Origin of the sequence: Hyphomonas pacifica (assembly GCF_000682675.1) — a bacterium.
GTDB lineage: Bacteria > Pseudomonadota > Alphaproteobacteria > Caulobacterales > Hyphomonadaceae > Hyphomonas > Hyphomonas pacifica.
This window is the reverse complement of the sequence record NZ_AWFA01000089.1, coordinates 66,913-93,385: the sequence shown is the minus strand read 5'-3', so window position 1 is coordinate 93,385 and position 26,473 is coordinate 66,913. Positions and strand designations below refer to the sequence as shown.

The window sequence follows — 26,473 nt, the reverse complement described above, 5'->3', positions numbered from 1 at the left end:
GACAGGCCTGAAGTTCCAGAAATCTGTAGCCGATCAGACCGGATCTCTTGCGCGGAAGACTTCCTCGTCGAACTCACCTTCCCATTTCGCGACGGCGGTGGCGACGGTGAGGTCCCCGGTCACATTGGTAACGGTGCGCATCATGTCGAGGATGCGATCAAACGGGAAGAGGACGGCGATCACGACCACGATCTGCTCCGGCGTTGCGCCGATCACGCTGAGTGTGGTGGCTGCCAGGAACAGGCTGACGGACGGGATGCCGGCGGTGCCGATGGATACCAGCGTCGACATCAAGATGATGGTGACATACATGCTGGCGGTCATCGGCGTGCCCATGGCCTGGGCGGCGAACAGGGCGATGACGCCCTGATAGAGCGCGGTACCATCCATATTGATCGTTGCGCCGAGCGGCAGGACAGAAGAGGCGACCGGCTTGCCAATGCCGAGGTTCTTCGTGGCGCAGGCGATCGTCATCGGCAGCGTTGCGTTGGAAGATGATGTCGAGAAGGCCAGAGCCTGGGCATCCACCGCGCCGCGGAAGAAAGGCAGCAGCGGTAGGCGCAAGCCCCCGCGAATGATCAGGCCATAGGTGATCAGAATATGCAGGCCGCAGGCAATATAGTGCGTCAGCGTCAGCTTTCCGAGGAAGATGAGAATATCCAAGCCGCGCTCGCCCAGCACCCAGGCCATAAGCGCAAAGACGCCAAAGGGAGCGGTTTCCATGACAATCAGGGTCAGCTTCATGACGGCTTCAGCCGCACTGTTGATGACATTGGCGAGCGGCTTTCCGGCTTCCCCGCACATCAAAATGCCTATGCCGAGCATGATGGAGAAGAAGATGATCTGAAGCACATCCCCATTGGCCAATGCGGCGACCGGGTTCGTTGGAATGATGGACAGAAGCGTGTGCATCAGCTGTTCGCCCACGCTGCCAGGCTGTGGGTTCGCGTCTAGGCGCGCCTTGGCCTCGGCAATGTCTGCGGCAGAGGCGATGGACAGATCAAAGCCGGCGCCGGGCTGGATGATCGTTCCCATCAGCAGGCCGAAACTGACGGCGACAACCGTCGTGCCCATATACATCATCAAGGCGCGGCCCCCGAGACTGCCGAGCTTTTTCGGGTCTCCCATCGCCAGCACGCCGGATAGCAGCGTGGTGAAGATCAGCGGGACAACCAGCATCTTGATCAGGTTGATGAAGGCATCGCCGAAGGGCTTTGCCCAGGTCCTGACGATATCTCCGGCCGCTTCGGCGCCCATGCCGTATCGCAGGCCGAGGCCAACAAGGGCCCCTAACACTAAGCCCGCGATTACGCGCTGCCAGAGATCAATTCCGAACCACCATTTCATTGAAGTAGACTCCTGCCCCATTCGTTGCGCGCGACGGTAGGGTGGACTGTGCGTAATGGCAATTGCGAGTCTGAACTTACTGCAGCTTGCCAGCTACGGGTCGAAACGCCTATCAGGCTTTGCGTGAAAAACGGTTTCCCTTCCCTCCCTATTGATGATGTTGTGGCCGAAATCCGGACGTCCATGCGGGATCATGCGCGTCTTGTGCTGGCGGCGCCGCCCGGAGCGGGCAAGACAACACGGGTGCCATTGGCGCTGGCGGGCCTGTTGGGAGAGCCTCCGGTTATCGAGGGCCGCATCATCATGCTGGAGCCGCGGCGCATTGCGGCGCGCATGGCCGCGCAGCAAATGGCGAACTCCCTGGGAGAGAAGCTCGGACAGACCGTGGGCCTGACCACGCGAGTGGACAGGAAAGTTTCTGGTGCGACGCGTGTTGAGGTGATCACGGATGGCCTGTTTACGCGGCGCATCCTGTCTGATCCTGAATTGAGCGGTGTCGGCGCAGTCATTTTTGACGAATTTCACGAGCGTCGCCTGAATTCGGATTTGGGACTTACGCTAGCAATGGAAACCCAAGGCGCGTTGCGGGATGATCTGCGACTCCTGATCATGTCGGCTACGCTTGATACGGAAAACGTATCCAGAGTGCTGGAATGCCCTATTGTGGAGAGTGAAGGACGCCAATATCCGGTCCAGACGCGCTATCTGGGCCGCTCTCAGGACCGTGAGCGGATCGAGGACCGAATGCCGGCGGCCATTCGTAAGGCGCTAAAAGAGGAAGACGGGTCTATTCTGGCTTTTCTGCCCGGGGCGCGTGAGATTCTGCGCACGGCGGACCAACTGGATGGCCTGCCCGAGAACATCCGCATTATCCCTTTGTTTGGCGCATTGACCCCGGCAGAGCAGGACGCGGCTGTGTCTCCTGCGCCAGAAGGCACCCGCAAAGTGGTGCTGGCGACGGATATAGCCGAAAGCGCGCTGACCATTGAGGGCGTGCGGATCGTCATCGATTCCGGTCTGTCGCGTGTCGCGGAGGATGCCGTTGGCGGGCTCGGCACGCGGCTCTCCACAGTCAAGGCCTCCCGCGCCTCGGTCGATCAGCGCCGCGGTCGGGCAGGGCGCCTGTCGCCGGGGGTCTGCTATCGGTTATGGGATGAGGCCGCGACGCGGGGCCTGATGCCGGCGCCGGTGCCGGAAATCCTGAAAAGTGACTTGTCGGGCCTTGTGCTGGCGCTGGCTGAATGGGGCGAGCGGGATGCTGCGCGCCTCACTTGGATGGATGCACCTCCTGCCGGGCGGCTGAAAGCCGCTCAGGATCTGCTGGTTACGCTCGGCGCGCTGGATCGGGAGGGAGGCCTTACGCCTTTAGGGGCAGAAATGGCGCGTTTACCCCTGCCGCCGCGTCTCGGGGCGCTGGTCGTAAGTGCGCCGACGCCCGCAGAGCGCGCGCTGGCCGCGGAAATTGCGGCGCTCGCCGGGGAGCGGGGCATGGGTGGGACTTCGCCCGACCTGCGGGACAGGCTGGCCGGATTTCGCAAGGATGGCTCTCCGCGCGCCCGCAGCCTGAAGGCGCAGGCAAAAAGCTGGGGCAAGGGTGCAGATCCCGGCGGAGACATGGCGAAATTGCTGGCGCGGGCCTGGCCGGACCAGATTGCCCGCAAGCGGCCGGGCAGCGGTGGCAGCTATCTCATGGCCTCCGGGCGTGCCGCGATGTTGCCGGACACGGATGCGCTGGCAAAGCATGACTGGCTGGTGATTGCCGATCTGGGCGGAGCAGCAAAAGAGGCGCGCATCTCTCTGGCCATGCCGATTGAAGAGGCGGTGGCGCTGGAGATTGGCGGCGTTGTGTCTGAAGACCGCGCGAGCTTTGACCCGAAGACCGGCAAATTCTCGGCGCGACGGGTGAAGGCGCTGGGCGCGATTGTCTTGTCCGAAGCGCCGCTGCCGAAGCCGAAAGCGGAAACCTGCGCGGCGGCGATGCTGGAGGCTATTCGCGAAGAGGGATTTGCCGCAATCGGTGCAGAAGATGTCGTAAGGGAGACTCTGGCGCGTCTCGGCATGCTGGAAGGGGTAGGCTGTATCGAGGCAGCAGGCATGAGTCTGAAGGGCCTGGCCGAGACTGCGCAAGAGTGGCTTTTGCCCCTGCTGAAGCGTCAAGGGGCCAGCGTGCCGCCGCCGCATGCGGTGCGAGAGGCGCTGATGGCGGGGCTCGAATGGCCGATACAGGAAGCGCTGCGCAAGGATGCGCCGCTGAATTTGGAACTGCCGTCCGGTCAGACGGCGCGGGTCGACTATCTGGATGATCGCGCGCCGCTCGTCTCTGCGCGGGCGCAGGCGTTTTATGGGCTTAGCGAGCACCCGAACCTGGCCGCAGGAAGGGTGCCGGTGACGGTGGAAATGCTGTCGCCAGGCATGAAGCCAGTGGCCACGACACAGGATCTCGGCAGGTTCTGGCGGGCGGGCTATGTGGACATGGCAAAAGACATGCGCGGACGCTATCCAAAGCATGACTGGCCGACCGATCCAGCCTCTGCCCGGGCCCATGAAGGTCGCACGAAGAAAAGATTGTAGGGAACCGGCGGGGCCAAGTGGCGTTTTCCAAGGGATAGCTGACCCAAAAGGAGCTCGCCATGAAAATTCTGAGCCTGACACTGGCCTCTGCTGTAACTGCAACGATGGCAGCCCATGCAGAACTGCCAGCCCCGCCGCAGAACCCTGTCATTTACAAGGATGCCCCGAAGGCCTGCACGACCGAAGAATTCACCATCTATTTTGAGCGAGGTGTGACCCGCCTTGGTGATCAGGCCGATGCTGTTCTGGATGCCGTCGCCGATGATCTCAGCGATTGCCGCTATGCCCGTATCGAAGTGACCGGCCATAGCGATGCCGCAGGCCCGGTGGATTTGAACCGCAAAGTCTCTGATCAGCGCGCGCAAGCCGTTGTTGAAGGCCTTAAGGCTCGTAACATCACGGCAGGCCAAATTGGTATTGAGCCCAAAGGTGAGGCCCGCGCCTATGCTGTGAATGGCTATGCCGAACCGCTGAACCGCAAGGCGACCGTGCGTCTGGTGCCGGTAAATTACGATCAGCGCGCATCTTAATACAAACCAGATTTAGACATTTAATTGGGGCGGCTATCTGACTGGCCGCCCCATTCCATGCCCATCGTCTTTTTCATCCAGTCGGCAAATGTGGCCGGCTTTTCAAGGGCCTTGGGATCAAGCGATCCATAGGAAACAAGCGGGCCATCGCGCGCTTCAAGACGCACGCCGCGCACATGCGTGTTGCCGAGCGCCCAGTCATTGTGGGCCCCGGTGTCCAGCAGCAGCATGACCTGTTCACCACCGCGACCTTCCTCGTCGCGCCCGAACACAAGACCATAGACCTTTTCCCGGCCCCACAGACCATGGCTGGAGGCTTGACGCTTTCCATTCAACAAAACTTCGTCCCACAGCAGATTCCGCCGCCATTGGAGAACATGCATGCGATCCTCCATGATGATCTTGATATCAACATGGTGCATGGACAGGCGAACGATCTCGGCGCGTAGCATGGGCAACTCCCTGGAATTATCGAAAAACGATAATACGGAGCTCGCGCACGGTCAAGGGACTTCAAAGGGGCAGGGCGCGGTGAAATGAATCGTGTCGCCTGTCCCCGGATGACGAAAGCCCAACTCGCTGGCATGAAGATGCAGGCGCCGCACCATATTGCGTGCCACATCATGCGCGTAAAGCTGGTCTCCCAGGATTGGGTGGCCAAGCTCTGCCATGTGCACACGCAGCTGGTGAGAGCGGCCGGTCAGCGGGGTAAGCTTCACACGGGAGGCGGCGGCATGGCGGTCGATGACTTCAAACCGTGTCTGGCTGGGTTTGCCAATGTCGTGATCGACCTTCTGGCGGGGCCTGTTTGGCCAGTCTGCGATGAGGGGCAGATCAATAAGGCCGGATGCCTCCTCCGGCCCCATCCAGACATCTGCCAGATAGGCCTTCTCAATCTGACCCTGTTCGAACGCCATTGAGAGGGCACGCTGAATGTCCGGCGTGCGGGCAAACAGCAACAGGCCGCTAGTTGCCATGTCGAGGCGATGGACTGTCAGGGCACCCGGAAAAGCTTCTTCAGCCCGGCTGCGGGCACAATCGGCTTTTTCAGGGCCGCGTCCGGGCACGGACAAAAGGCCGGCTGGCTTGTCAGCTACAATCAGCCATTCATCCACATGAAGAAAAGTAAGCGGATCGGAAGGCGGGATATAGGGCGTATGGACAGGCATGAGGTTTCGGAACCGTCTTGGCATTGGTGCGTTGGCATGTGGACGCCTTCATTGTGGAGGCAGATAAAGAGGAGCTTTGGATATGAAAAAACCAATTATTGCAATTCTACTTGGTCTGGGCGCTTTTGGTCTTGCTGCCTGTGACACCAATGACGGCCCTGCAGAAGAAATGGGTGAAGAAATTGATGATGCTGCCGACGATGTTGAAGATGAACTGAACTGATCGGTTCCATCCGAGAAGAATTAAAGCCAGCCCGCGGGCTGGCTTTTTTAATGGGAAGGTGATGGGCGACCGATCAGGTGGTCTGATCGTCTGCGTCTATGATATCGGCCTTTTCGCGGTTCAGATCCTGCGCTTCGGCAAAGGATTGCGCGTCCAGGTCCATGACATCAATCACCTCGCGTGTGTTTGGATTCAATAGGGCAAGCCGGTGGCCAAACCGCACGGTTTGAAGTTCCGTTTTCTTCAGGGGAGCTTCAAGGATAATGGCAAACTCTGCGGAGGTTGCAGGCATTTGCGACGGAAGAATCATGCCAGGTACAATGTGATCCTCGATGGGGGAGTCTGCGAGGCATATGCCTTTCTTCTGAATACCGACTTCGCACGACCGGCCCTTCAGGGCAAAGTCATGATCGAAGATCGCATAGTCCGCTTCCTGAAAATAATCGACGGCTTTGATGTCCGGTTCGGGCAGGGCAGGTTGCAGAATGACGGCGAGGCCGGCAATTGAGGCCGCACCAGCAGAAACACAAGCAGAAACAATCGTCTCGGGGGTCATAGGGTCCATCCAGCTTACTGATGGACTAATGCGCATAAGGGGCGTTTGGTTCCCGCAACACGGGATAATGACGATAAAATGTCAGGTCTTTGGCGGAAGGGTCAATCGAAAAACAGATCCTTCAGGCCCTGTAAAGGCCAGTTCCAGATTGCCGCCCATGGCTTCGGCCAGTTCCCGCGCGATGACGAGGCCGAGTCCTGTGCCTGTCTGGCGCGCTGTACCCGCAAAAGGCGTGAAAAGATTGTCAGCGGCTTTTTGCGGCAGGCCCGGACCCGTATCTGCAAACTCAACCTGATTATTCTCTGAGCTGACGAATATACGGGAAGGGGCAGAGCCCGCTGCCGTCATCGCTTCAGCTGCATTGCGGATGATATTCGCGGCTATCCTGTGCAAATGGTCCGGGTCTGCCGTCACCTGATCCAGCATGTGCACATTGTTGATGAATTCAACCGACGGCCATGCGGCGAGCGCCTCGTCGGCAGCCTCATCGAGCGCCTGCTTCAGGTATACCGTATCCGGTTCGGCTGGTTGTGGCGTGGCCTTGCCATAGTCTAGCGTTTCCGTTGCTAGCGTGATCGCGCGGGTCAGAGCCCGCTCCAGGCGAGGCGCAGCCTTCTGTACACGGATGTCTTCGGATCGCGCGAGTGTGTCCGAAACAAGTTGCGCCGAGGCAAGGGAATTGCGCAGGTCATGATTGATCTTGGCGACGGCCATGCCGAGCTCGGCAAGATGGGCACGCTGGCGGAAGCTGTCGGCGACCGCGCCCTCCATCTCGGACAGGGCATTCTGGGCACGGCCGATCTCATCTTTCCGGTGGGTGGGTGGCAGCCGTTTGGTCCAGCCGCCAGGGTCCTGACGGAATTGTTCCACGCTGAGGGTAACGCGCAGCATGGGGCGCACCACGAGGAGGTGTAGCAGAATGTAAATGATGGAGGCTGCGACCAGAGCAATGAACAGGGCCAGGCCCGCAATCCGGCGTGCATAGGCATAGAGGGCGGTTTTCATGGGAGCCTGCGGGACGACCACTTCGATCACCCGGTCAGGCTCTGACCCGACAGCGGTGACGACGAGGATGCGGTCATCCGGTGCGAAGAAGGCGCCCATCACATCCAGAACACGGCTGAGCGGTGTGGTGTCGCGCAGATCTTCTGCATGCATCTTGCCGTCCATCGGCATATGCGATGAGAGCAGCTGAAACCGCATTTCGTCTTCTGTTTCGGCCACGGCCAGCACGGCAGCATTTTCCAGCAATTGCTGGGACAGTTCTTCGGACACAGACCGTTCGGGCGCGGCGTCCAGGGCCAGAGCGGCAATACGGGCTGCTTGCACGCGTTCATTTAACCAGGCCATGCGAAACCCGGAGGCGCTGGGCACGAAAATGAAGGCCTCAACGATCAGGATCGCGATGACAGTGAGCGCAAACAGGCGAAACGACAGGCTGTTGAACCATCGCGCCGGAGCGCGGGTTACAGCAGTCTGAGGTACGGGCGCGTCAGGCGTTTCGGTCACGCGCCTGAACTAGCCTAGGGGATACGCTGGAGCAAGCCGACGAGACGTTTTGCGCCCTTCCCGAAGATAATGTCTGTGAAGTGCGCATTGGCGGCGCGTTTCACCACTTCTGCGCGTGTGGGGTAAGGCGAGATAAAATTGGTCAGATCCTTCACGTCCAGGCCGTTTGACATGGCAACCGAGACCAGCTGAAGGATATCGCCAGCCCCCTCACCAACGATCGACGCGCCGAGCAGCTTGCCCTTGCGAACGATCAGCTTGGCTTCGCCCAGCGTCTTGCCTTCGGCAATGGCGCGATCATTCTCGCTGAACGGGAAGCTCGGCGCGGAAACCGCCTCTGCCCCATAGCATTCGGTCGCTTCGGCTTCTGTCATGCCAAGCTGCGCAACTTCGGGGGAGGTATAGGTCACGGCCGGAATGGGCAGACTGGTGGCCTCGGTGAACTGTTTGAAGAAAGCGCGGCGGCTGAAGACTGAGGCATGCCAGCCAGCGACATGGGTGAATTGTTCGCGGCCTGCAACGTCGCCCAAAGCCCAGACATGACCATTGGATTTTGAGCGCAGATTGTCGCCTACGATAATGCCAGTTTCGTCATGATCGACATTGCCTTTCTTCAAGTCCAGCCCGTCCAGAACTGCGCGGCGGCCCAGCGCAACCAGCAAATGCGTGCCTTCAATCACGGATGTGGGCGAGCCGTCCTGGCGTTCTGTGCGGACGTGAATATCTTTTCCCTTGCTCGTGACGTGCACAGCCTTGTGCCCTTCCAGCAGCGTGACGCCTTCTTCCTTCAGCGTGTCGATGGCGATAGCGGCATGGTCAGGGTCAGACCGGCTGAGGGCGAGATCTTTCTCTACGACTGTGACCTTGCTGCCGAGGCGCGTAAAGGCCTGAGCCATTTCCATGCCGATGGGGCCGGCGCCAAGAATGATGAGATGCTCTGGCAGCTCAGGCAGATCGAATATGGTCTCATTGGTCAGATAGGGGACTTCGCTGAGGCCTTCGATGGGGGGCACAAAAGCACGCGACCCGGTGGCGATTACAATGCGCCGCGCAATGGTGCGGGTGCTGTCTGAGGCGATCGTCTTGTTATCCTCAAAGCGTGCTGTCTCGCGGATGACGGTGACGCCGAGACCTTCAAACCGTTCCTGGCTGTCGACCGGGGCAATGGTCTCGATGGCTGACTGGATATGCGCTTTGACCTTCTGCCAGTCCGTTCTGGGAGTACCCGCGGAGATACCGTATTTTTCTGCCTCGCGAACAGAGGCGGCTGCCTTTGCGGCGCTCAACAGGGCCTTGGAGGGCACGCAGCCATAATTCAGGCAGTCGCCCCCCATCTTGCCCTTTTCATAGAGCACCACAGACAGGCCGAACTGGGCAGCACCAGCCGCCGCGGACAGGCCGGCAGAGCCGGCGCCAATGACAGCCAGGTCAAATTTGCGGGTTTGCATCAGGCAGCTTCCTCAATCTTGCCCGCCTTGCGGGGGAACAGTTTTTTCCAGGCTACAGGGAGCAGGGAGACGATCACCAAAGCGAGCGCGGCCGGTAAAAGGTTCCGAAACACAGATGCAAGATCCGGGTCTTCACCCCGCGCAAAGGTGGCGCCAAGCCCTGCGCCGACCCAGGTATAGGCCACCACACCGGGAATAATGCCGAGGGCTGTGGTGATCACATAATCCCGGAATTTTGCCCCCAGAATGGCCGGCAGTACATTGGCAACAGCAAAGGGCATGGCTGGCACAAAGCGCATGGCAAACATGTAGGCCAGTGGACTGTCCTGAAATTCCGTGCGGACTTTCTCTGCATAGCCCCCCGCCATTTTGCGCAGGGATGCGCCAAAGGATGTTCGGGCGGCGAGGAACAGCAGGCTGGCGCCCAGGGTTGCGCCGGCAATCGTGGCCAGCGATCCGCCGACCAGCCCGAACAGAAAGCCCCCTGCGATTGTGACCCATAAGGCGCCGGGCATCATGAACAGGGTCGTAAGGGCATAGATGCCGATGAAGGCTGCAATCGCGAGGACAAGGTGGTCCTCGACAAAGGCGCGCAGTGTGGCCTGTTGCTGGCGCAGAGTCTCTAGAGAGAGGTAGTCAAAGACGCCGAGCGCCCAGGCTGCGATCAGACCGGCGGCGATCAGATAAAGCGGCCAGATGCGCAGCCATATCGGACGGGGTGTGTTGGGTGTCTCACTCATCGTTTCGTCTCCTGGCGAACCTCATTGAGGGACCAGTCATATTCATAGCCCCGGATACGCGGCGTCTGGCGGATGGCATCGGCCAGATCGGGCTCAGCATAGTCCAACAGGTGTTGCATCACGGCGGCTTTTGATCCGCCGAAATCGTCTTCGAACCAGTCATAAATGGTCGAGACGGTCAGGCCTCTCGGCCCGGCATGGACCCCGCGAGGGTGATTGATATAGGCGCGGGCGGCCGCATTCAGATCCCGGTCCAGTGTATCGCCCTTCCAGGCGACTGGCTGCAGGTTCGGGCAGGACCAGGCGGCGCAATTGATGGCATAGTGGACGCGCGGATCCTGGAAGCGCGGACGCAGCACATCATGCTCGATCCCATCAAGAGAGATTTCTCTTCCGTCTGCCGTGACCTTGATCTTCTTCCAGGGACCGCCGAACACATAGCCATCCCGTATAGAGCCGAGCGGGTATTGCTGCACGATGTAGCGCATGGTGACGGCGTTGTAGAGATTGGCCCAAGCGGCGAAAGTTGCGTCATCGCGGCCGGACAGGTCCATCTCCGCGAAGCGGGCAATGTAGACATCCAGCTCGGCGCGGTCAGCCTGATTGGCCTTCAGGGCGGCGTAATCGACCCGATTCACGCCGTCTTCCCCCTGCTCGACATAGTCCGACAATAGGCGTGTCCACTGCGCATGTTGCGCAGAGGCGGGCAGGCTAGCGCCAAGCGCCAGGACGCAGCCTATGAACAGGACTTTTGCGAAGGTCAGGATCGGACGGGTCATGAAGTGCCTAGTATGGGGCGAAAGTAGAAGTAACTGACGCATAGCCTGGCCCGCGGGAAAAATCCGTTCACGTCTGCGTGCGTAGCGCTAACGCCAGCCTGAGGGATGCTTCAGTGGCCTGCAGCGGATTTGGGTGTGTCGAGTTCCATCCAGTCATGGAAGGGCAGGCCATAGGCCATGTCCATCACCTCAAAACCGATGCCATTGGGTTGGCGGGCGCTGGAATTCCACAGGATGACAACGCCTGTATCGCGGTCCGGATCAAACAGGATGAACGAGCGGTAGCCCTCAACAGCGCCGCGATGACCGACCACGCGCTTCCCCGCCTCGCCATATTTGTAGATCCGCCAGCCAAGCCCGTAACGGGCGTCGCGCACGGTGCCCTGATAATGGCTGGACATGCGTGCCTGTTCACGCCTTGTGTAGATGCGCGGTGTTTGCAGCATGTCGAGCGCTGTTTCACTCAGCACGTCCGGTACAAGGCCCATATGCGCGCGCGCGTAGAGCGCCAGGTCACGGATCGAGCCATTGACCCCGCCTGCGGCCGGGATGCGGTAATAATCATCATTGACGGTTTTTTCCTGAGGGCGGCCAGGCACGCGCCCGCGTTTGGAGTAGGGGCGGGCCCAGGAGTGTGAATCCTGCAGGCCGCTGCGGCCGATACTGGCGGTCGCCATGCCAAGCGGAACGAAGACGGAGCGCTGCACGGCGTCGGCATATTTGGACCCTGTGACGTCTTCGACCACTTCGGCGATGCTGTCATAGGCGACATTCTGGTAGGTGTGACACTCGCCAATCGCACAGACGGGCTTCAGGAATTTCAGGCTTTCGCGGATTTTGGCGGGGGCCCAGCCATCTTCGAGGCGCGTATCATAGGCATTGGGCAGAATGCCGAGACGGTGGGAGAGAACATCTTCCAGAGTCGCGTGCTGTTCGCCGCCGCCGGGCAGGCGCAGGCTGGTCTTGAAGCTGCCGACTGTGTCCGTGATATTAAGGCGCGCCTGGCTGGCCAGAATGGCAATTTCTGTCGCGGCCACGCCTTTGGAGAGCGACGCCCAGCGAAACACCGTGTCACCCGTTACCGGCTCGCCGCCGATTTCGGTGACGCCATAGCCCTTTGCAAAGGCGATCCGGCCATCTTCGATCACCGCGACAGACAGACCGACAATGTCTTCATCTGCGGCCAGGCGGGTCAGCCGGGCATCGAGATGCTCATAATCCATGGTCTGGGAGCGCGCCGCCGCCGGAATGGCAAGCAGGGCAAGAAGACAAAGAACGGCAGAGCGCTGAAACCGCATGTGACCTCTTCGAAAATTTTACGCCCGCCCACATTGGCAGAGTGCGCGAGACTCTTGTGTTATGTAAAGAGTACGCCGCAGGGGCGTGCAGGAATGTGCTGTCTTCTTCTTCCCAGATGGCTTGACCTTGGCCATTCATGCCTGTATTGGCCCCTCTTTCCGAGATACTTAGCTTTCAGAGCAGACCGATGAAACGCACATTCCAGCCGAGCAACCTTCGCCGCAAGCGCACCCATGGCTTCCGCGACCGCATGTCGACCAAAAATGGCCGCAAGGTGCTGGCGCGCCGCCGCGCCAAAGGCCGCAAGTCGCTGTCCGCTTAAGAGCGGGGCCGCCCCCGTCTGACTTAAAGGACGGATGCCAGGCCATGAGCAGCGAAATGCAGAATTCCGAGATTGAGGTCGCCCGTCTTCGCGTGCGGCCTCAATTTCTTTATGTGCGCCACGGAAAGTCTGAGCGCCGCAAGGCACTCGTGATCCAGGCGCGCGCCAGGCGAGGGGACGTCGCTGGCAGCCATATCGGCGCCGGGTTTACCGCCACCAAGAAGATCGGAAATGCCGTTATCCGCAACAGGGCCAAACGCCGGTTGCGTGAAGCCGCGCGTGTTCTCTTGCCGCAGCATGGCAAAGCGGGGTGGGATTATGTCTTTATTGCACGTATGGAGACGCCTGAGATTGGCTGGGCACGTTTGCTTGACGATATGGAAAGTGCGCTGATAAGCCTCGCCGCTGATTAAACCCCCGCCGCCGAGTCGGTCGGGCTGACAAAGATTTTCCGGGATCCGCAGATGGAAAAAGAAGACCAGCGCAATTTCCTGATCGCCATGGTCGCGATGATCGTGTTTGTGTTTGCCTATCAGACCTTCATCATGAAGCCAGCGCAGAAGAAATTCGAGGCGCAGCAGGCGGTTGAGCAGGCAGAACAGCAGACCGCGACGACCGCAGATTCCAGCGTGCCGGCTGTCTCACAGATCAAACCGGTTGAGGAAGCCATTCAGGAGGATGCCCGGGTCGCCTTCAATGGCGATTCTGTCGACGGCACGATCCGCCTGTCTGGTTCCCGCATTGATGACCTTAGCCTGAAGAAACACTTCCTCACGGTCGAGAAGCTGAAAGAAGTCCGCCTGTTCCGCCCGGAGAACAGCGAGTACGGCTATTTTGCCACCTGGTATTGGGCGGATGGCTCCAAACTGGTCGCGGGCCGCAACTCTCCGTGGAAACAAGTGGGAGAGGGCGCTCTGACAACTTCCACCCCGATCACACTGCGCCTGGAAACGGATGGCCTGACGATTGACCGCGAGATTTCGGTGGATGACGATTACATGTTCACCTTCACCGATACGGTGACCAATACATCCGGCGCCCCACGTGAGCTGCGCCCGGTTGGCTCGATTGAGCGTCATGGTGACTGGAAGGGTTTTCTTGACGTCACCGATCCCGGCGCAGGCAGCCAAAGCGGTATTGCCCATGTTGGCCTGATGGGCGTGGTGAACAACGAATTGCGGATGAAAAAATACAAACCCCTGTTCCAGTTGAAAGACATCAAGGGTGAAACGAAAGAGGGCACGTTTCCGTCTGATCAGGGCGGCTGGTGGGGCTTGTCCGACAAGTACTGGCTTGGGGCGCTTGTGCCTGAGCAGGATCGTTTCTTTGCCGGCATGGTCGACAAGCGCAAACTCGCCCGCGGCGCCGGACTTGAAGTACGTGCAGAAACGGCGCCAGTGATCCTTGCGGCCGGAGCCAGCGAGACAGTTTCCAACAGCATCTATGCCGGGGCAAAACGTTTCGAAGTGCTGCAGCATTACCAGAATGATCTCGGCATCCCGCGCATGGTGGATGCGATTGACTGGGGCTGGGCGTTCTTCCTGACCAAGCCTTTCTTCTATGCCCTGGAATGGCTGTCGGGCGTGGTCGGCTCATTTGGCTGGGCGATCCTCGCCTTTACGGTTCTGGTCAAGCTGCCACTCGTGCCGCTTTACAATCAGAGCTACAAATCCATGGCGAAGATGAAGAAGCTGCAGGAGCCCATGAAGGACATCCGCGAGCGCTTCAAGGCTGACCCCCAGCGCCAGCAGCAGGAAATCATGAAGCTGTACAAGCAGGAAGGTGCAAACCCGATTGGGGGCTGTCTGCCGATCCTGTTCACGATCCCAATCTTCTATGCGCTCTACAAGACGCTGTATGTGACGATCGAAATGCGCCACACGCCCTTCCTGTTCCTGAAGGATCTGTCGGCACCCGACCCGACCGCGATTGGTAATCTATTTGGCCTGATCCCGTGGTGGTCCGCAGCCGATCTGAAATCCATTCCGTTCATAGGCATCGTCATTGGCATTGGCATCCTGCCGATCCTGTACGGCGTTACCATGGCGGCCATCCAGACGCTGAGCCCGCCGCCGCCAGACCCGACGCAGCGGCGTATCATTCAGGCAATGCCGCTGGTCTTCATGTTTGTGTTTGGCGGCTTTGCCGCGGGCCTTGTCATGTACTGGGTCTGGTCGAACCTGCTCTCCTTCGCGCAGCAATACTTCATTATGAGGCGCAATGGGGTGGAGACCGAGATAGGCAAGTTCATAAAAGGCCTGACGAGCGGCAAGAAGAAAACGGCGGATTAGGCAGATGGAAAACGGTGACGGCTTCAGTGAAGAGGCGCTCGAAGCCGGCCGTGTGCTGTTTGCCGGGCCGGTCGAGTTCGTCAAAGGCGTTGTAGACCTGAAAGGTCTTCCGCCTGCGGACCGGACCGAAGTCTGTTTTGCGGGCCGGTCGAATGTCGGCAAGTCCTCTCTGATCAATGCCCTGACAAACCGGGCCAAGCTGGCGCGCTCCTCCGCAGAGCCGGGCCGGACGCGCGAACTCAACTATTTCGATCTAGGCGAAGGCCAACTTTACCTCGTTGACCTGCCAGGCTTTGGCTATGCCAAGGTCAGCCGGTCGCAGGCCGAAAGCTGGATGAAGCTGACGCGCTCCTATCTGCGCGGACGGCCAAGCCTGCGCCGCGTCTTCCTGCTGGTCGATGCGCGAAGGGGCCTGATGGATACGGATGAGGAGGTGATGAAAATGCTCGACACCTCCGCCGTCACCTATCAGATCGTGCTGACCAAGGTCGACAAGCTGAAGAAATCAGAGGCCGATTCTGTGGCTGCGGGCATCGAGGCCAAGCTGAAAAAGCATGGTGCGGCGCATCCTCTGGTGCGGATGACCTCATCCGAAAAAGGCTGGGGCATTCCGGAGCTGCGCGCCGAAGTGGCCTCTCTGATATAGTCTTTCTCCGGATGGTATTCGTGCCAGTCCTGCAGGCAAAGTGAGTCTTCATCTTCCCGTACTGTGACGCTCTGATATTGACCGCTAGGCGCGTGTGAGCACTATCCGCTGCGATGCAAGAGGAGGGCAGTATGCCTTTGGAGATCCGGATTGATGATCTGGGCGGCGCTGAAGTTGCGGACCTGTTGACGACCCATGCGGATCTGATGCTGTCGCTCAGCCCGCCGGGGAGTTGCCATTTCCTGCCGCTGCAGGGCCTGAAAGTGCCGGAGGTGACGTTCTGGTCTATGTGGCAGGATGAGGCCCTAATCGGGTGCGGCGCGCTGAAGGATCTGGGCGACGGCACGGGGGAGATCAAATCCATGCACGCGCGCCAGCATCTGCGCGGCAAGGGCCATGGCCGTGCGATGCTGGAGCATATACTGGCAGAGGCCCGTGCGCGCGGCTATACGGCGCTCTATCTTGAGACGGGCTCCATGGATGGCTTTATTCCGGCTCGCAGACTTTATGAGGCCTATGGCTTTACCTATTGCGAGCCGTTTGGAAGCTATGTGGAAGACCCCCACAGCGTGTTCATGAGTCTGGATATGCAGGCTGCCGCCTAGCCGAGGAAGACCGAACCTTCGGGGTATTTCACGCGGGGCTGGGTCTTGGTTGCCAGGAAAAAGCCCAGCGTCAGCGGTCCGATCCGGCCCAGGAACATGATCAGGCAAATCACCGCGCGGCCGATCTCGTTCAGGTCTCCGGTAATGCCGCGGCTCAGGCCGACAGTGCCAAAGGCTGAGCAGACCTCAAACATCACATCCATGAAGTCCAGTTCGTGCGTGGCAGTGATGATGAACATGCCGGCGAAAATGGTGAAGACACTGACCGTCAGCAGGGCCATCACCTTGAGGCCCTGCGCTAGGCCGATTGAATAGCCAAAGGCGCGCATCGTGCCGCTGCTGCGGAAGAAGGCGAAGGTGGCCAACAGAAGGACAAAGGCTGTCGTCACCTTGATACCGCCTGCGGTAGAGGTACTGCCGCCGCCAATAACCATCAGCACGATGGTCATCAGTGTGGTGTCATGGCGCATGCCGCTGGTATCCATGGAATTGAAGCCGGCCGTTCTCGGCGTGACGGCTTCAAACCAGATGGCGTTCAGCTTTTCCGGCAATGTGTGCAGCCCTGCCAGAGTGCGTGGATTGCTCCATTCCAGCGCGGCATAGGAGAGCATGCCAAACAGGATCAGACCGAATGTGCCAACTAGCATCAGCCTTGTATGCAGCGACAGCTGGCTGATGCGCTTTGAGACAACAAGATCGGAAATCACGGCAAAGCCCAGCCCGCCGACAATGAACTGAATGGAAATTGTATAGATGACGATAGGGGAGCCAACATAGCCCATCAGGCTGTCTGGAAAGAGCGAAAAGCCGGCATTGTTGAAGGCCGAGATGGAATGGAAGATGGCCTGCCAGATGCCTTGTTTCCAGCCAAATTGCGGTACGAATTCAAAACTAAGCAGTATCGCGCCGACAATCTCGCAAATCAGGACGAAGCGGAAGATAAAGGAGGCCAGCTCCAGCAGGCCACTTATTGAGCGCAGGCCCATCTCCTCCCGCAGGAATTGCCTCTGGACGAGGCCGATCTGCATGCCCATGGAGGAGAGGACGACGACCGCGAAGGTCATCAGGCCCATGCCGCCGAGTTGGATCAGCACCATCAGGACGCCTTGGCCGAAATGCGTGAAGTCCGAGCCGGTATCAACCACGGCTAGGCCGGTCACTGTCACGGCAGAGGTTGCCGTGAAAAGCGCGTCAGACCAAGTGATGTCTGTCGTGGTGGAGATCGGCAGCTTCAGGGCGAGCATGCCGAGGAGAATCCAGCTGAGATAGACAACAGCTAGGAGGGCGGGGGTTGGCAGCCTGGAAAGGCGGTCTTTCAGGCTCAAGAGTCCGATCCGTCTGCGAAGCGCCGAATGTCGGCTCGGTTCCCAAACAAGATGAGCCGGTCATCTTCTCCCAGATTTTGCTCGCCATCTTCGATGGGAAAAACCTGCTTGTCGCGGATCACACCGAGACAGGAGAGGGCGTATTTGTCTTTCAGGCGCTGAGGAGAGAAGCCACGCGTGCTGAAGCGGCTCGGCACGCGGATTTCAGCCAGGAAGACTTCATCCCAGAGGCAGAGATAATTCCGCATCCGCGGATTGTGCACCAGCTGCGCCAAGTGAAGGCCTTCATTGGCCTCAGGTAGAACGACATTCTGGATGCCGATCCGCTCCAGAATGGTCTTGTGCGTATCGCTTTGCGCCTTCACCCAGACATCCGTGCAGCCAGCTTCCAGAATGTTCATCCCCGCGAGGATACTGGACTGCATATTCTCGCCGATGGAGATGATCACCGCATCATAGGCTTCGAGACCGATTTCGCGGACGGCCTTCATGTCTGCAGCATCTGCGACAAGGGCAGAGTCTATTTCATCTGCGATGGAGGCGACTTCCGCCTCTTTGACATCCACCCCCAGCACGCGGTCACCCATGCGGGTCAATTCCCGCGCGACTGCCATGCCGAAGGTTCCAAGACCAATGACCACTACATTGCGTCTGCTTTGAGCCATGGGAATAACCGTATCTGTTGGGGAGGAGGGCAATTGTCCAAATAATTGCGACGTCTGAAGCGTCTTGATCAGCGCATAACGCAGCATACGCCTGCCGGTTTCGTGATGCAGCAAAAATTCTCACCCCTTACCGAGCTGGAAAAACCGCGCTAAAGGGGCGCGCATGACAGACCAGATTTCCCCTGCCCAGTTCACCGCCCGCACACTTTCGGAAGCGCTGCCCTATATTCAGCGCTACGCCGGAAAGATAATTGTCGTGAAATATGGCGGCCACGCCATGGTGGATGAAAGCCTTGCCGCGATGTTCGCGCGCGATGTCGTGCTCTTGAAGACGCTGGGGGTTCACCCCGTGATCGTTCATGGCGGCGGCCCGCAGATCGGCAAGCTGCTGGACCGGTTGGGCATTGTGTCTGAGTTCAAGGGCGGCCTGCGGGTCACAGATGAAGCGACCATGGAAGTGGTCGAAATGGTTCTGTCCGGCCCGATCAACAAATCCATTGTCCGCGCGATCAATCAGGCAGGCGGCAAAGCGGTTGGCCTGTCCGGTTCGGATGGCAATCTGATCCTGGCCGAAAAGGCCAAGAAGACAGAGCGCGATCCGGACAGTCATATCGAGCAGGTTCTGGACCTCGGCTTCGTAGGCGAGCCGAGCGCCGTCGATACAAGTGTGATCGATGCGCTACTGAAATCCGATTCTCAGCTTATTCCTGTTGTTGCCCCCGTGGGCGCCGGGCCGGATGGCCACCGCTATAATGTGAACGCGGACACGGCGGCAGGGGCGCTGGCAGCAGCCCTTGGCGCAAGTCGTCTTTTCCTGCTCACGGATGTTGCCGGGGTGATGGACAAGCAGAAAAACCTGATGCGTGAGATTGCTGTCGATGACATTCCAGGTCTTATTTCGGACGGCACAGCTGCAGGTGGTATGATACCGAAGCTTGAAACTGCGGCCCAATCTGTAAAACATGGCGTCGGGGCGGCAGTCATCCTCGATGGGCGTGCGCCGCACGCCCTGCTCATGGAGCTTTTTACAGAACATGGCGCAGGTACGCTCATTTCTTAAGGGTCTCGTCTTTCTTGCGGCCAGCTTGGCCATGCCTGCCTTGGCGCAGGCACAGGATTCCGATGGCTGGAAACTCTGCAACAAGACGAGCTATATTATTGAAGCCGCTGTTGGCCGCCCTGTTGGCGGCAGCATCAATGTTGATGGCTGGTTCAAGCTGCAGCCGGGCTCATGCCAGTTGGCGCTGAAGGGGCCGCTGGAGCCGAAATATCATTTTCTCTATGGCCGTACATCCAGCGCGCATCGCGGCGGTGTTCGCGAATGGCGCGGTGAAACGGAACTGTGTGTGGACCCGACAGGTGGGTTCTCTCTGGAAAGCCCACCCAATTGTACCGCCATGGGCCTGGAGCCGCGTGGCTTTCGCCCTGTGCAGATCACCAATCGCACACGCTGGAGCACCAGTTTCACCGAGATTGACAATTATGATCTTGAAAAGGCGCGTACCGCCGGGGTTCAACGCCTTCTGGAAGAGGCCAATGTCTTCTCCGGCGCGATTGATGGCCATATCGGCTACAAGACGCGCGCGGCAATTGGAGACTTCCTCAAGAAGAACAACTTGCCTGCGGATACGTCGGACTCTGACCTGATCGACTTTCTGGAACAGGTTGCCAAGGATGCGGGCCGCAATGTCGGCTTCACGCTGTGTAACCGGACGGACAAGCGTATCTGGAGCGCCATTGCCCGGCGTGGGACCGAAGGCTGGGAAAGCCGCGGGTGGTGGATGCTGGAGGCGGGCGGTTGCGCGCGCGCCATAGACCGTGGCCTGCGGAGCACGGAATATTATGTCTATGGCGAAATGGAAGATGGCAGCCGAACCCGCACGCTGGCCAAGGCGTCTGATGCCTTCTGCGTCGGCCGGGCGAAGTTTGCCATTGTTGGCCGCGATGATTGCGAGGCCTCTGCCTATCGCACCGCGCTTTTTCAGCGCGCACCTGAACCGGTAGATCGCCGTCTGGTATTCGAATTCTTTGAACGTGATTTCGCCAAGGCGGGCACACAATGATTTCTTCCAAGGCAGGCGTGCACATTGCGCCATTCGGCAGTTTCGCTCATGTCCGGGATTGGGTGTTTGATCTCGACAACACGCTGTATCCGGCGGAGTGCAACCTTTTCGCCGAGATTGACACGCGCATGACGGATTTTGTCTCTCGGTTACTGGACCTGCCGCCCGATGAGGCAAGAAAACTGCAGAAGCATTACTATGCGACCTATGGCACGACGCTCTCCGGCTTGATGAAGGTTCACAAGATCAATCCGACTGACTTTCTGCATTATGTCCACGAAATAGACCTCTCACCGCTGCCGGATCTGCCGGTATTGCGCGATGCAATGTCGGCTTTGCCTGGGCGGAAATTCGTCTACACAAACGGCTCACGCCGTCATGCCGAGCGGGTGGTGGAGAGGATGGGCCTCTCGCATCTGTTCGATGGCAGTTATGGCATCGAGGATGCTGAGTACACGCCCAAGCCCAATCAGGTGTCCTATGACCGGTTCGTGGCTTTGCATGACATCAAGCCAGGTCGCGCGATTTTCTTTGAAGATCTTGCCCGCAATCTGCTGCCTGCAAAGGATATGGGGTTCACAACGGTGCTGGTGCATTCCGAAAAGGATTGGAGCCATGAGCCAATTGAAGCCCGACCCGCCAATCTGGATGACCTGTTAGGGGATGACGGCCCAGACCACATAGACTATGTCACGGGCGACCTTGCTGCCTTTCTTGAGGCGGCGATTGAAACCTTGGACTAAACGGCCCCGGAGAAAAAAATGACAGAAGCCCTTGCCGCCTCCATCGAACAGGCGTGGGAAACCCGCGACACGCTGACCACTGAAACACGCGGTGAAGTGCGCGATGCGGTCGAGGCTGCCATTGAGCTTCTCGATTCCGGGGACGCCCGTGTGGCAAGCCCGAATGGCGATGGCAGCTGGGAAGTGCATCAATGGCTGAAGAAGGCTGTGCTGCTGTCTTTTCGTCTGAATGCCAACGGCATGATTTCCGGTGTACCGGGTGGCGGCAATTGGTGGGACAAGGTGCCCTCCAAATTCCAGGGCTGGGGCACATCCGACTTTGAGAATGCCGGTTTCCGCGCTGTGCCGCCCTGCGCTGTGCGCCGCGGTGCCTATATCGCGAAAAATGCCGTGCTGATGCCGTCCTATGTGAACATTGGTGCCTATGTGGGCGAAGGCACAATGATTGACACATGGGCCTCTGTCGGCTCCTGCGCGCAAGTTGGCGCGAACTGCCACATCTCTGCCGGCACCGGCATTGGCGGTGTTCTGGAGCCGCTGCAGGCGAACCCGACAATCATTGAGGACAATTGCTTCATCGGGGCGCGCTCTGAAGTGGTTGAGGGCGTGGTTGTGGGCGAAGGCTCTGTCATCGCGATGGGCGTGTTCATCACCCAGTCCACCAAGATCGTGAATCGCCAGACGGGCGAGATCAGCTATGGCAAAGTGCCACCTTATTCGGTGGTCGTGCCAGGCACCCTGCCGGACAAGAATGGTGGCCCGAGTCTCGCCTGCGCCGTGATCGTGAAAACGGTCGACGCGCAGACGCGCTCCAAAACGGGCGTGAACGAGCTGCTGCGCGCCTAAACCTCAGACAAGAAGGCATTGTTCTGAAGCCGGGATCGCCCTAGATGTCTTCACTGAAGGAAACACTTTTCATGGTGATGGCTGTTCGTAACCTTTTACTGGTAGTGGCTGCCCTGCTGCTGGGGTCGCAGCATGCCATGTGTGCCTGTGCCGACCATTCTGACCATGGCCTCAGCGCCGCACATGCCATGGAGCTGCAGGCAGCATCCTCAGACCATTGCGCCGACATGGCGTCTGCGCCTTCGGACACACCTAAAGCCCAATGCCATCCGGACACACCCTTTCTGGCTAAGGCCGCGGATTTCAGTGCCAAGGGCGTGCAAGGTCCGGTGGTAAAGATTTTGCTGCCAGCGCCCTCAGCCCTGGTGTCGCAGGCGGCCTATCGTATTGAGGTACGCGGGCCACCCAGGCAGATGCCTGATCCGCCGACAATTACCCCCGTTAGCCTGAAGATCCGTCTTTTGAATTGATTGAAATGCGCAGGTTTGTGCGTCTCCGGTAAGGTTTTGCCTGCCGGAAATCTGCCTTTTGCGGAACACTTAATTCTCTGGATTTTCAAACATGTTGAACAGACGACAATTTATGTACGGGTCGGCCGCGTCCGGCCTGCTTAGCGGCTTGGGGGCGTTGCTGCCCGCTTGGGCGCGTAGTGCCAGTGATGGCAATCATGGTCTTCACCCTCACACGGCGACAGAGTTCGACCTGACGGTCGGGAAGTTTCCCGTGCGTATTGATGGCAAGCCAGGCGAGGCGACTGGTGTGAACGGGACATTGCCTGCGCCCTTGATCCGTTTCCGGGAAGGGGACGAGATCACCCTGAACGTCAAGAATACGCTGGATGTTGACACGTCTATCCACTGGCACGGCCTGCTCGTGCCGTTCCAGATGGACGGCGTGCCGGGCGTGACGTTTCCGGGTATCCGAGCTGGTGAAACCTTCACCTATAAATATGCCGTGCCGCAGTCCGGCACCTATTGGTATCATTCCCATTCAGGCCTGCAGGAGCAGGAAGGCCATTACGGGCCGATCATCATCGACCCTAAAGAGGCAGACCCGGTTGCCTATGACCGGGAATATGTCCTTGTGCTGTCTGACTGGAGCTTTGAGCGGGCAGAGCGCATCTTTGCCAAACTGAAAAAGTCGAGCGATACGTACAATTTCCAGCAGCGGACACTACCTGACTTTCTGGCGGATACCAGGGCGAACGGATTTGGCGCGGCCTGGTCTGACCGGGCAATGTGGAGCGCGATGCGTATGTCTCCGCGCGACATAGCGGATGTAACCGGGTCGACCTACCACTTCCTGATCAACGGACATTCCACGAAGGACAATTGGAACGGCATCTTCCAGAAGGGGGAACGTGTCCGCCTGCGGATCATCAATGCCTCGGCGATGACCATCTTCAATGTGCGCCTGCCGGATCTGCCGATGACCATCGTTGCCGCAGATGGCCTGAATGTTCAGCCACTTGAAGTGGATGAATTCCAGATGGGCGTGGCTGAGACTTATGATGTGATCATCTCCCCGCCGGAAGACCGGGCTTATGCTTTCGTTGCTGAAAGCATTGACCGGTCCGGACAGGCTGTGGCCACATTCGGGCCGAAGGCCGGGATGCGAGCTGAAACTCCGGCTCTCAGGCCTGTGCCGACATTGAGCATGAAGGATATGGGCATGGACCATTCGGCCATGGGTCATGGCAATATGGATGATGATGCGATGTCGGAGGATGCCATGGCAGGGACCATGACAGAGGAGGGTATGAACCACTCCAAAATGGACCATTCGAAGATGGACCACTCTGCCCATGACATGCCTGAGCATGACATGGGCGGTATGGCTCACGAAGACATGGTGAAGTCAGGTGGCTGGCCCGTGGAGTCCAACCCTGTGAAGCGTGGGCCAGGGGTGACCAAGGTTAATATGATGCCGATCAGCCGACTGGATGAGCCGGGCCTCGGCTTGGAAAATGTCGGGCACCGCGTGATGCGGTACTCCCAACTGCGCAGTCTGGATCCGAACCCGGATCTGCGTGCACCCGGACGGGAGATCGAAATTCATCTGACCTCGAACATGGAACGCTATATGTGGTCGTTCGATGGGGTGAAGTTCTCTGAAGTGACGGAGCCAATCGTCTTTCATGAAGGCGAACGCGTGCGGGTCAGTCTCATCAACTCCACCATGATGCCGCATCCGATTCACCTGCACGGCATGTTTTTTGATCTCGTCAATGGGGGCGGGGATCACTGCCCGCGTAAGCATACGGTGATCGTGAAGCCGGCCGAGAAGGTTTCCTTTGATGTGTCGGCGGATCATGTCGGGGATTGGGCATTTCACTGCCACCTTCTCTATCACATGCATGCTGGCATGATGCAGGTCGTCTCCGTTCTGCCATCGGATGACACGCCCCCGATGCAGGAGCATGAAAGCATGGATAACTCCGCCATGGGGCATGACACAATGGATCACTCCAAGATGGATCATTCCAAGATGGGGCATGACATGAAGATGGAGGATGACCAATGAAACCGGTTCTGATTTCCCTTTGGGCCATGATCCTTGGCATGTCCTCTGCCTACGCACAGGACCATTCTGGGCATGAGGATAATTCTGAAAATGCCCCTTGGTCTCAGGCAGATGCCTATTTTGACCCTGCTGAAATGGCAGCCTCCCGGTCGCATGTCCTGCATCACAATGGCGATCAGGCATTTGGCATGGTGATGCTTAACCGTGCCGAAGTGCAGATGTCTGACGATGAAGAGATCGGTGTGTGGGATGGCTCGGCCTGGTATGGCGGTGACACTGACAGGCTCTATCTGAAAACGGAGGGAGAATATTCCTTTGATGAGGGCGATCTTGAGGAAGCCGAAGTGCAATTGCTCTGGTCGCGCGCGGTCTCGCCCTATTTCGATCTGCAAGCGGGTGTTCGGTATGATTTTGAGCCGGAAGGCCGCGCGCATGCTGTGCTCGGCTTTCAGGGGCTTGCGCCTTACTGGTTTGAAGTCGATGGCGCTCTCTATCTCAGCGATGAGGGCGATCTGACAGCGGATCTTGAGGCAGAGTATGAACTTCTGTTGACCCAGCGTCTGATCCTGCAGCCGCGTCTCGAACTGGCCATGTCCGCGCAGGATATTCCGGAACTTGAAACCGGGGCCGGCTTCACAAGTGTGCAGGCGGGGCTGCGCCTGCGCTATGAGATCAAGCGGGAATTTGCGCCTTATGTCGGCTGGGAATATCACAGCGCACTGGGCGATACGGCCGATTATGTGGAGGCTGCAGGCGGTGAGAAAGACCAGGCCTATTGGGTGCTGGGCATCCGAACCTGGTTCTGATTGTAATATCCGGGAGCGGTGTTTTCCTGCTCCCGGTTCTTCAGCACGTCTCATCCTCTATGCACGCAACGAGCTGTTTCAGCGATGTCAGATGGCTCTCGACAGGAGGATTCTCGGCGAACAGAGGCAGGATGATCTCAGGTGCGATACCTCGCCCCTCATAGACCGTGCCGTCTGCAGACGAGAAGATCTCGTTTGATAGTTCAAGGTACCAGCCATTTGGCAGGGGCTTGGCCAGCGGGGTGGAGAAGGCTCCACGTGTTCTCCTACCTGCAACCGTTACATGTGGTAATTGCTGTAGCATCATTGTGGTGATCTCGCCGCCGGATACGGTGATATCACTGGTGATGACATAGACAGGCTTTATGTAGACCGGGCCATCACTATAAGGAGCAATAGTATAGGTGATCAGAGGGGTTCCCTCCCATTCCGTGCGAACGGAATAGGCCTCAATGGGCGCATCCAGGAAGCGGCTGGCAATTGCGCGCGTGATAGCATCATAGCCACCCCGGTTGTTGGAAAGATCCAGGATCAGAGCATCTGTATCGTCAAAGCCTGCAAAGGCCTCGTCAAACAGATTGTGAAGGGCCTTGATCTCGTCATTTGCCCATTCCGGCGTGCCTGCCTCATGCGCAGTCGTAAAGCCGCCCATGGTGAAGATCTGGATATAGCCAATATGTCCATTGACCGTGCCGTGGATAAATCGCTCATTGCCGGTCTGAACGGCGCCTTCGTCCAGCCAGGCCATGAGATTGTCCAGTATACCGACCAGCCAAGGAGACTCCCCTATACTTGCACGTACTTTTGGCAGCGTCTCGCCCAGCCCAAATTGAATTCGATGCGGCGTGCCATCAATTGTTGCGATCAGTTTTGTGTGGGAATCCTGAAGTGGCTCCAGCATTTCGGTGAAGACGCTGAGAAGGTCCTCTTCACTCGTATCATGGGAGATTTGTCCCCGAGCCTTTGAAGTTATCGCCTGCCAGTCGACCCCGCGTTGATCAAAAAAGACATAATGCTGCTGAAAAACTGAAGCAAAGATCTCAAACAAGGTGACGGGATCTATGATCGGCGTATCGCTACAGCGAGCTGGCATATGCTCCAACCGGGTGAACAGGGCATGTCCATCCGAAGGCAGGTATTCAAACTTAGCCGTGTCAGCATCTAAGGGCGTGAAATATCTGTATTCGATCTGTCCCATCAGTGTCGGGCCATCCTGTCGCGCGGGATAACAGGCTGCCGTTGTATCCTGCCAGCGCGTGATGCCATCTGAGGTGATCTCTAGTATCCAGCCGGATTCCTGAGAGCTCCATATGCCGAACGCTTCAGGCAGTATGGTGCCGTTCTGCGCAATGAGTTGAGTTTCAGGCTCAGGTGGAGCAGCTGGGGCTTGTGCGCAGGCAAAGAGTGCAAACGCCAGACTTAGCAGGATGGAGGGGAGACGCATGAAGAAAAAACTCAGAAAAAGTG

The 26,473-nt window shown here is 58.6% G+C and carries 27 protein-coding genes; 15 read left to right on the top strand and 12 right to left on the bottom strand.

Annotated elements, in window-relative coordinates; translation table 11 throughout:
- Nucleotides 1-33: 33 nt before the first annotated feature.
- A complete protein-coding gene (locus HY2_RS16425; protein WP_034829568.1) occupies nucleotides 34-1,347 on the bottom strand; it encodes a dicarboxylate/amino acid:cation symporter in 1,314 nt (437 codons plus the stop codon).
- Between the two features lie 123 nt (nucleotides 1,348-1,470).
- Here HY2_RS16425 and hrpB point away from each other — a divergent pair, with 123 nt between their 5' ends.
- Together hrpB and HY2_RS16960 are read left to right on the top strand one after the other, a co-directional pair.
- A complete protein-coding gene (gene hrpB / locus HY2_RS16420; protein ID WP_034829566.1) occupies nucleotides 1,471-3,918 on the top strand; it encodes an ATP-dependent helicase HrpB in 2,448 nt (815 codons plus the stop codon).
- A gap of 59 nt (nucleotides 3,919-3,977) precedes the next feature.
- Nucleotides 3,978-4,448 carry an OmpA family protein gene (locus HY2_RS16960; RefSeq protein WP_051595134.1) on the top strand — a complete coding sequence of 157 codons (471 nt, stop codon included), beginning with the start codon at nucleotides 3,978-3,980 and terminating at the stop codon, nucleotides 4,446-4,448.
- Between the two features lie 20 nt (nucleotides 4,449-4,468).
- Here HY2_RS16960 and HY2_RS16410 read toward each other — a convergent pair whose 3' ends face one another.
- Nucleotides 4,469-4,900 (bottom strand): hypothetical protein, encoded by a 432-nt coding sequence (locus tag HY2_RS16410; RefSeq protein ID WP_034829564.1) that lies wholly within the window; start codon nucleotides 4,898-4,900, stop codon nucleotides 4,469-4,471.
- A 51-nt stretch (nucleotides 4,901-4,951) separates the two neighbouring features.
- The gene (locus HY2_RS16405; protein ID WP_233346277.1) at nucleotides 4,952-5,641 is read right to left on the bottom strand and encodes a pseudouridine synthase; all 690 of its coding nucleotides are present in this window, start codon (nucleotides 5,639-5,641) and stop codon (nucleotides 4,952-4,954) included.
- A gap of 58 nt (nucleotides 5,642-5,699) precedes the next feature.
- On the opposite strand from HY2_RS16405, the gene HY2_RS17575 reads away from it, so the two are divergent.
- Nucleotides 5,700-5,840, top strand: coding sequence for a hypothetical protein (locus tag HY2_RS17575; protein WP_199285711.1), 141 nt, complete (start codon nucleotides 5,700-5,702; stop codon nucleotides 5,838-5,840).
- A 73-nt stretch (nucleotides 5,841-5,913) separates the two neighbouring features.
- On the opposite strand, the gene HY2_RS16400 is transcribed toward HY2_RS17575, so the two are convergent.
- The 6 genes from HY2_RS16400 to HY2_RS16375 all read right to left on the bottom strand — a co-directional run bounded on the left by HY2_RS16400 (nucleotide 5,914) and on the right by HY2_RS16375 (nucleotide 12,170).
- Nucleotides 5,914-6,396, bottom strand: coding sequence for a hypothetical protein (locus HY2_RS16400; protein ID WP_034829561.1), 483 nt, complete (start codon nucleotides 6,394-6,396; stop codon nucleotides 5,914-5,916).
- Between the two features lie 81 nt (nucleotides 6,397-6,477).
- Nucleotides 6,478-7,905, bottom strand: coding sequence for a sensor histidine kinase (locus tag HY2_RS16395; protein WP_233346676.1), 1,428 nt, complete (start codon nucleotides 7,903-7,905; stop codon nucleotides 6,478-6,480).
- A gap of 14 nt (nucleotides 7,906-7,919) precedes the next feature.
- The gene (locus HY2_RS16390) at nucleotides 7,920-9,353 is read right to left on the bottom strand and encodes a dihydrolipoyl dehydrogenase family protein (protein ID WP_034829558.1); all 1,434 of its coding nucleotides are present in this window, start codon (nucleotides 9,351-9,353) and stop codon (nucleotides 7,920-7,922) included.
- Complete coding sequence (locus HY2_RS16385) at nucleotides 9,353-10,093, bottom strand: TVP38/TMEM64 family protein (protein ID WP_034829556.1); 741 nt, start codon at nucleotides 10,091-10,093, stop codon at nucleotides 9,353-9,355. Before HY2_RS16385 ends, HY2_RS16390 begins: the two co-directional genes overlap by 1 nt.
- Nucleotides 10,090-10,872, bottom strand: a complete 783-nt coding sequence (locus HY2_RS16380) for a DUF547 domain-containing protein (protein ID WP_034829554.1) — start codon at nucleotides 10,870-10,872, stop codon at nucleotides 10,090-10,092. The genes HY2_RS16385 and HY2_RS16380 overlap by 4 nt, the downstream gene beginning before the upstream one ends.
- A 110-nt stretch (nucleotides 10,873-10,982) precedes the next feature.
- Nucleotides 10,983-12,170 carry a serine hydrolase domain-containing protein gene (locus tag HY2_RS16375; RefSeq protein ID WP_051595133.1) on the bottom strand — a complete coding sequence of 396 codons (1,188 nt, stop codon included), beginning with the start codon at nucleotides 12,168-12,170 and terminating at the stop codon, nucleotides 10,983-10,985.
- Between the two features lie 188 nt (nucleotides 12,171-12,358).
- On the opposite strand from HY2_RS16375, the gene rpmH reads away from it, so the two are divergent.
- The 5 genes from rpmH (at nucleotide 12,359) to HY2_RS16350 (ending at nucleotide 16,035) form a co-directional block, all read left to right on the top strand.
- Nucleotides 12,359-12,493 carry a 50S ribosomal protein L34 gene (gene rpmH, locus HY2_RS16370; protein ID WP_034792616.1) on the top strand — a complete coding sequence of 45 codons (135 nt, stop codon included), beginning with the start codon at nucleotides 12,359-12,361 and terminating at the stop codon, nucleotides 12,491-12,493.
- Between the two features lie 44 nt (nucleotides 12,494-12,537).
- Complete coding sequence (gene rnpA / locus HY2_RS16365) at nucleotides 12,538-12,906, top strand: ribonuclease P protein component (protein WP_034829552.1); 369 nt, start codon at nucleotides 12,538-12,540, stop codon at nucleotides 12,904-12,906.
- Between the two features lie 51 nt (nucleotides 12,907-12,957).
- Nucleotides 12,958-14,784 (top strand): membrane protein insertase YidC, encoded by a 1,827-nt coding sequence (gene yidC / locus HY2_RS16360; protein WP_034829551.1) that lies wholly within the window; start codon nucleotides 12,958-12,960, stop codon nucleotides 14,782-14,784.
- 4 nt (nucleotides 14,785-14,788) lie between these two features.
- Entirely contained in the window at nucleotides 14,789-15,430 is a 642-nt protein-coding gene (gene yihA, locus HY2_RS16355) for a ribosome biogenesis GTP-binding protein YihA/YsxC (RefSeq protein ID WP_034829548.1), read from the top strand.
- 131 nt (nucleotides 15,431-15,561) lie between these two features.
- Nucleotides 15,562-16,035: a GNAT family N-acetyltransferase gene (locus HY2_RS16350; RefSeq protein ID WP_081815103.1), complete on the top strand. Its 474-nt coding sequence runs from the start codon at nucleotides 15,562-15,564 to the stop codon at nucleotides 16,033-16,035.
- Here the strand turns inward: HY2_RS16350 and HY2_RS16345 are convergent.
- Nucleotides 16,032-17,360 (bottom strand): TrkH family potassium uptake protein, encoded by a 1,329-nt coding sequence (locus HY2_RS16345; protein WP_206741055.1) that lies wholly within the window; start codon nucleotides 17,358-17,360, stop codon nucleotides 16,032-16,034. The genes HY2_RS16350 and HY2_RS16345 overlap by 4 nt on opposite strands.
- Nucleotides 17,357-18,112 (bottom strand): potassium channel family protein, encoded by a 756-nt coding sequence (locus HY2_RS16340; protein ID WP_051595132.1) that lies wholly within the window; start codon nucleotides 18,110-18,112, stop codon nucleotides 17,357-17,359. Before HY2_RS16340 ends, HY2_RS16345 begins: the two co-directional genes overlap by 4 nt.
- Nucleotides 18,113-18,188: 76 nt before the next feature.
- On the opposite strand from HY2_RS16340, the gene argB reads away from it, so the two are divergent.
- The 7 genes from argB to HY2_RS16305 all read left to right on the top strand — a co-directional run bounded on the left by argB (nucleotide 18,189) and on the right by HY2_RS16305 (nucleotide 25,006).
- The gene (gene argB / locus HY2_RS16335; protein WP_034829546.1) at nucleotides 18,189-19,085 is read left to right on the top strand and encodes an acetylglutamate kinase; all 897 of its coding nucleotides are present in this window, start codon (nucleotides 18,189-18,191) and stop codon (nucleotides 19,083-19,085) included.
- Nucleotides 19,086-19,116: 31 nt separating this feature from the next.
- Nucleotides 19,117-20,088 carry a DUF1036 domain-containing protein gene (locus tag HY2_RS16330; RefSeq protein WP_233346280.1) on the top strand — a complete coding sequence of 324 codons (972 nt, stop codon included), beginning with the start codon at nucleotides 19,117-19,119 and terminating at the stop codon, nucleotides 20,086-20,088.
- Nucleotides 20,085-20,831 carry a pyrimidine 5'-nucleotidase gene (locus HY2_RS16325; protein ID WP_034829540.1) on the top strand — a complete coding sequence of 249 codons (747 nt, stop codon included), beginning with the start codon at nucleotides 20,085-20,087 and terminating at the stop codon, nucleotides 20,829-20,831. The genes HY2_RS16330 and HY2_RS16325 overlap by 4 nt, the downstream gene beginning before the upstream one ends.
- Nucleotides 20,832-20,849: 18 nt before the next feature.
- The gene (gene dapD / locus HY2_RS16320) at nucleotides 20,850-21,677 is read left to right on the top strand and encodes a 2,3,4,5-tetrahydropyridine-2,6-dicarboxylate N-succinyltransferase (protein ID WP_034829537.1); all 828 of its coding nucleotides are present in this window, start codon (nucleotides 20,850-20,852) and stop codon (nucleotides 21,675-21,677) included.
- A 44-nt stretch (nucleotides 21,678-21,721) separates the two neighbouring features.
- Entirely contained in the window at nucleotides 21,722-22,147 is a 426-nt protein-coding gene (locus HY2_RS16315) for a hypothetical protein (protein WP_034829536.1), read from the top strand.
- Between the two features lie 91 nt (nucleotides 22,148-22,238).
- The gene (locus tag HY2_RS16310) at nucleotides 22,239-24,200 is read left to right on the top strand and encodes a copper resistance system multicopper oxidase (RefSeq protein WP_034829534.1); all 1,962 of its coding nucleotides are present in this window, start codon (nucleotides 22,239-22,241) and stop codon (nucleotides 24,198-24,200) included.
- A complete protein-coding gene (locus HY2_RS16305; protein WP_034829532.1) occupies nucleotides 24,197-25,006 on the top strand; it encodes a copper resistance protein B in 810 nt (269 codons plus the stop codon). Before HY2_RS16310 ends, HY2_RS16305 begins: the two co-directional genes overlap by 4 nt.
- Before the next feature lie 40 nt (nucleotides 25,007-25,046).
- On the opposite strand, the gene HY2_RS16955 is transcribed toward HY2_RS16305, so the two are convergent.
- Nucleotides 25,047-26,450 carry a S41 family peptidase gene (locus HY2_RS16955; protein WP_051595131.1) on the bottom strand — a complete coding sequence of 468 codons (1,404 nt, stop codon included), beginning with the start codon at nucleotides 26,448-26,450 and terminating at the stop codon, nucleotides 25,047-25,049.
- Between the last annotated feature and the right edge of the window lie 23 nt (nucleotides 26,451-26,473).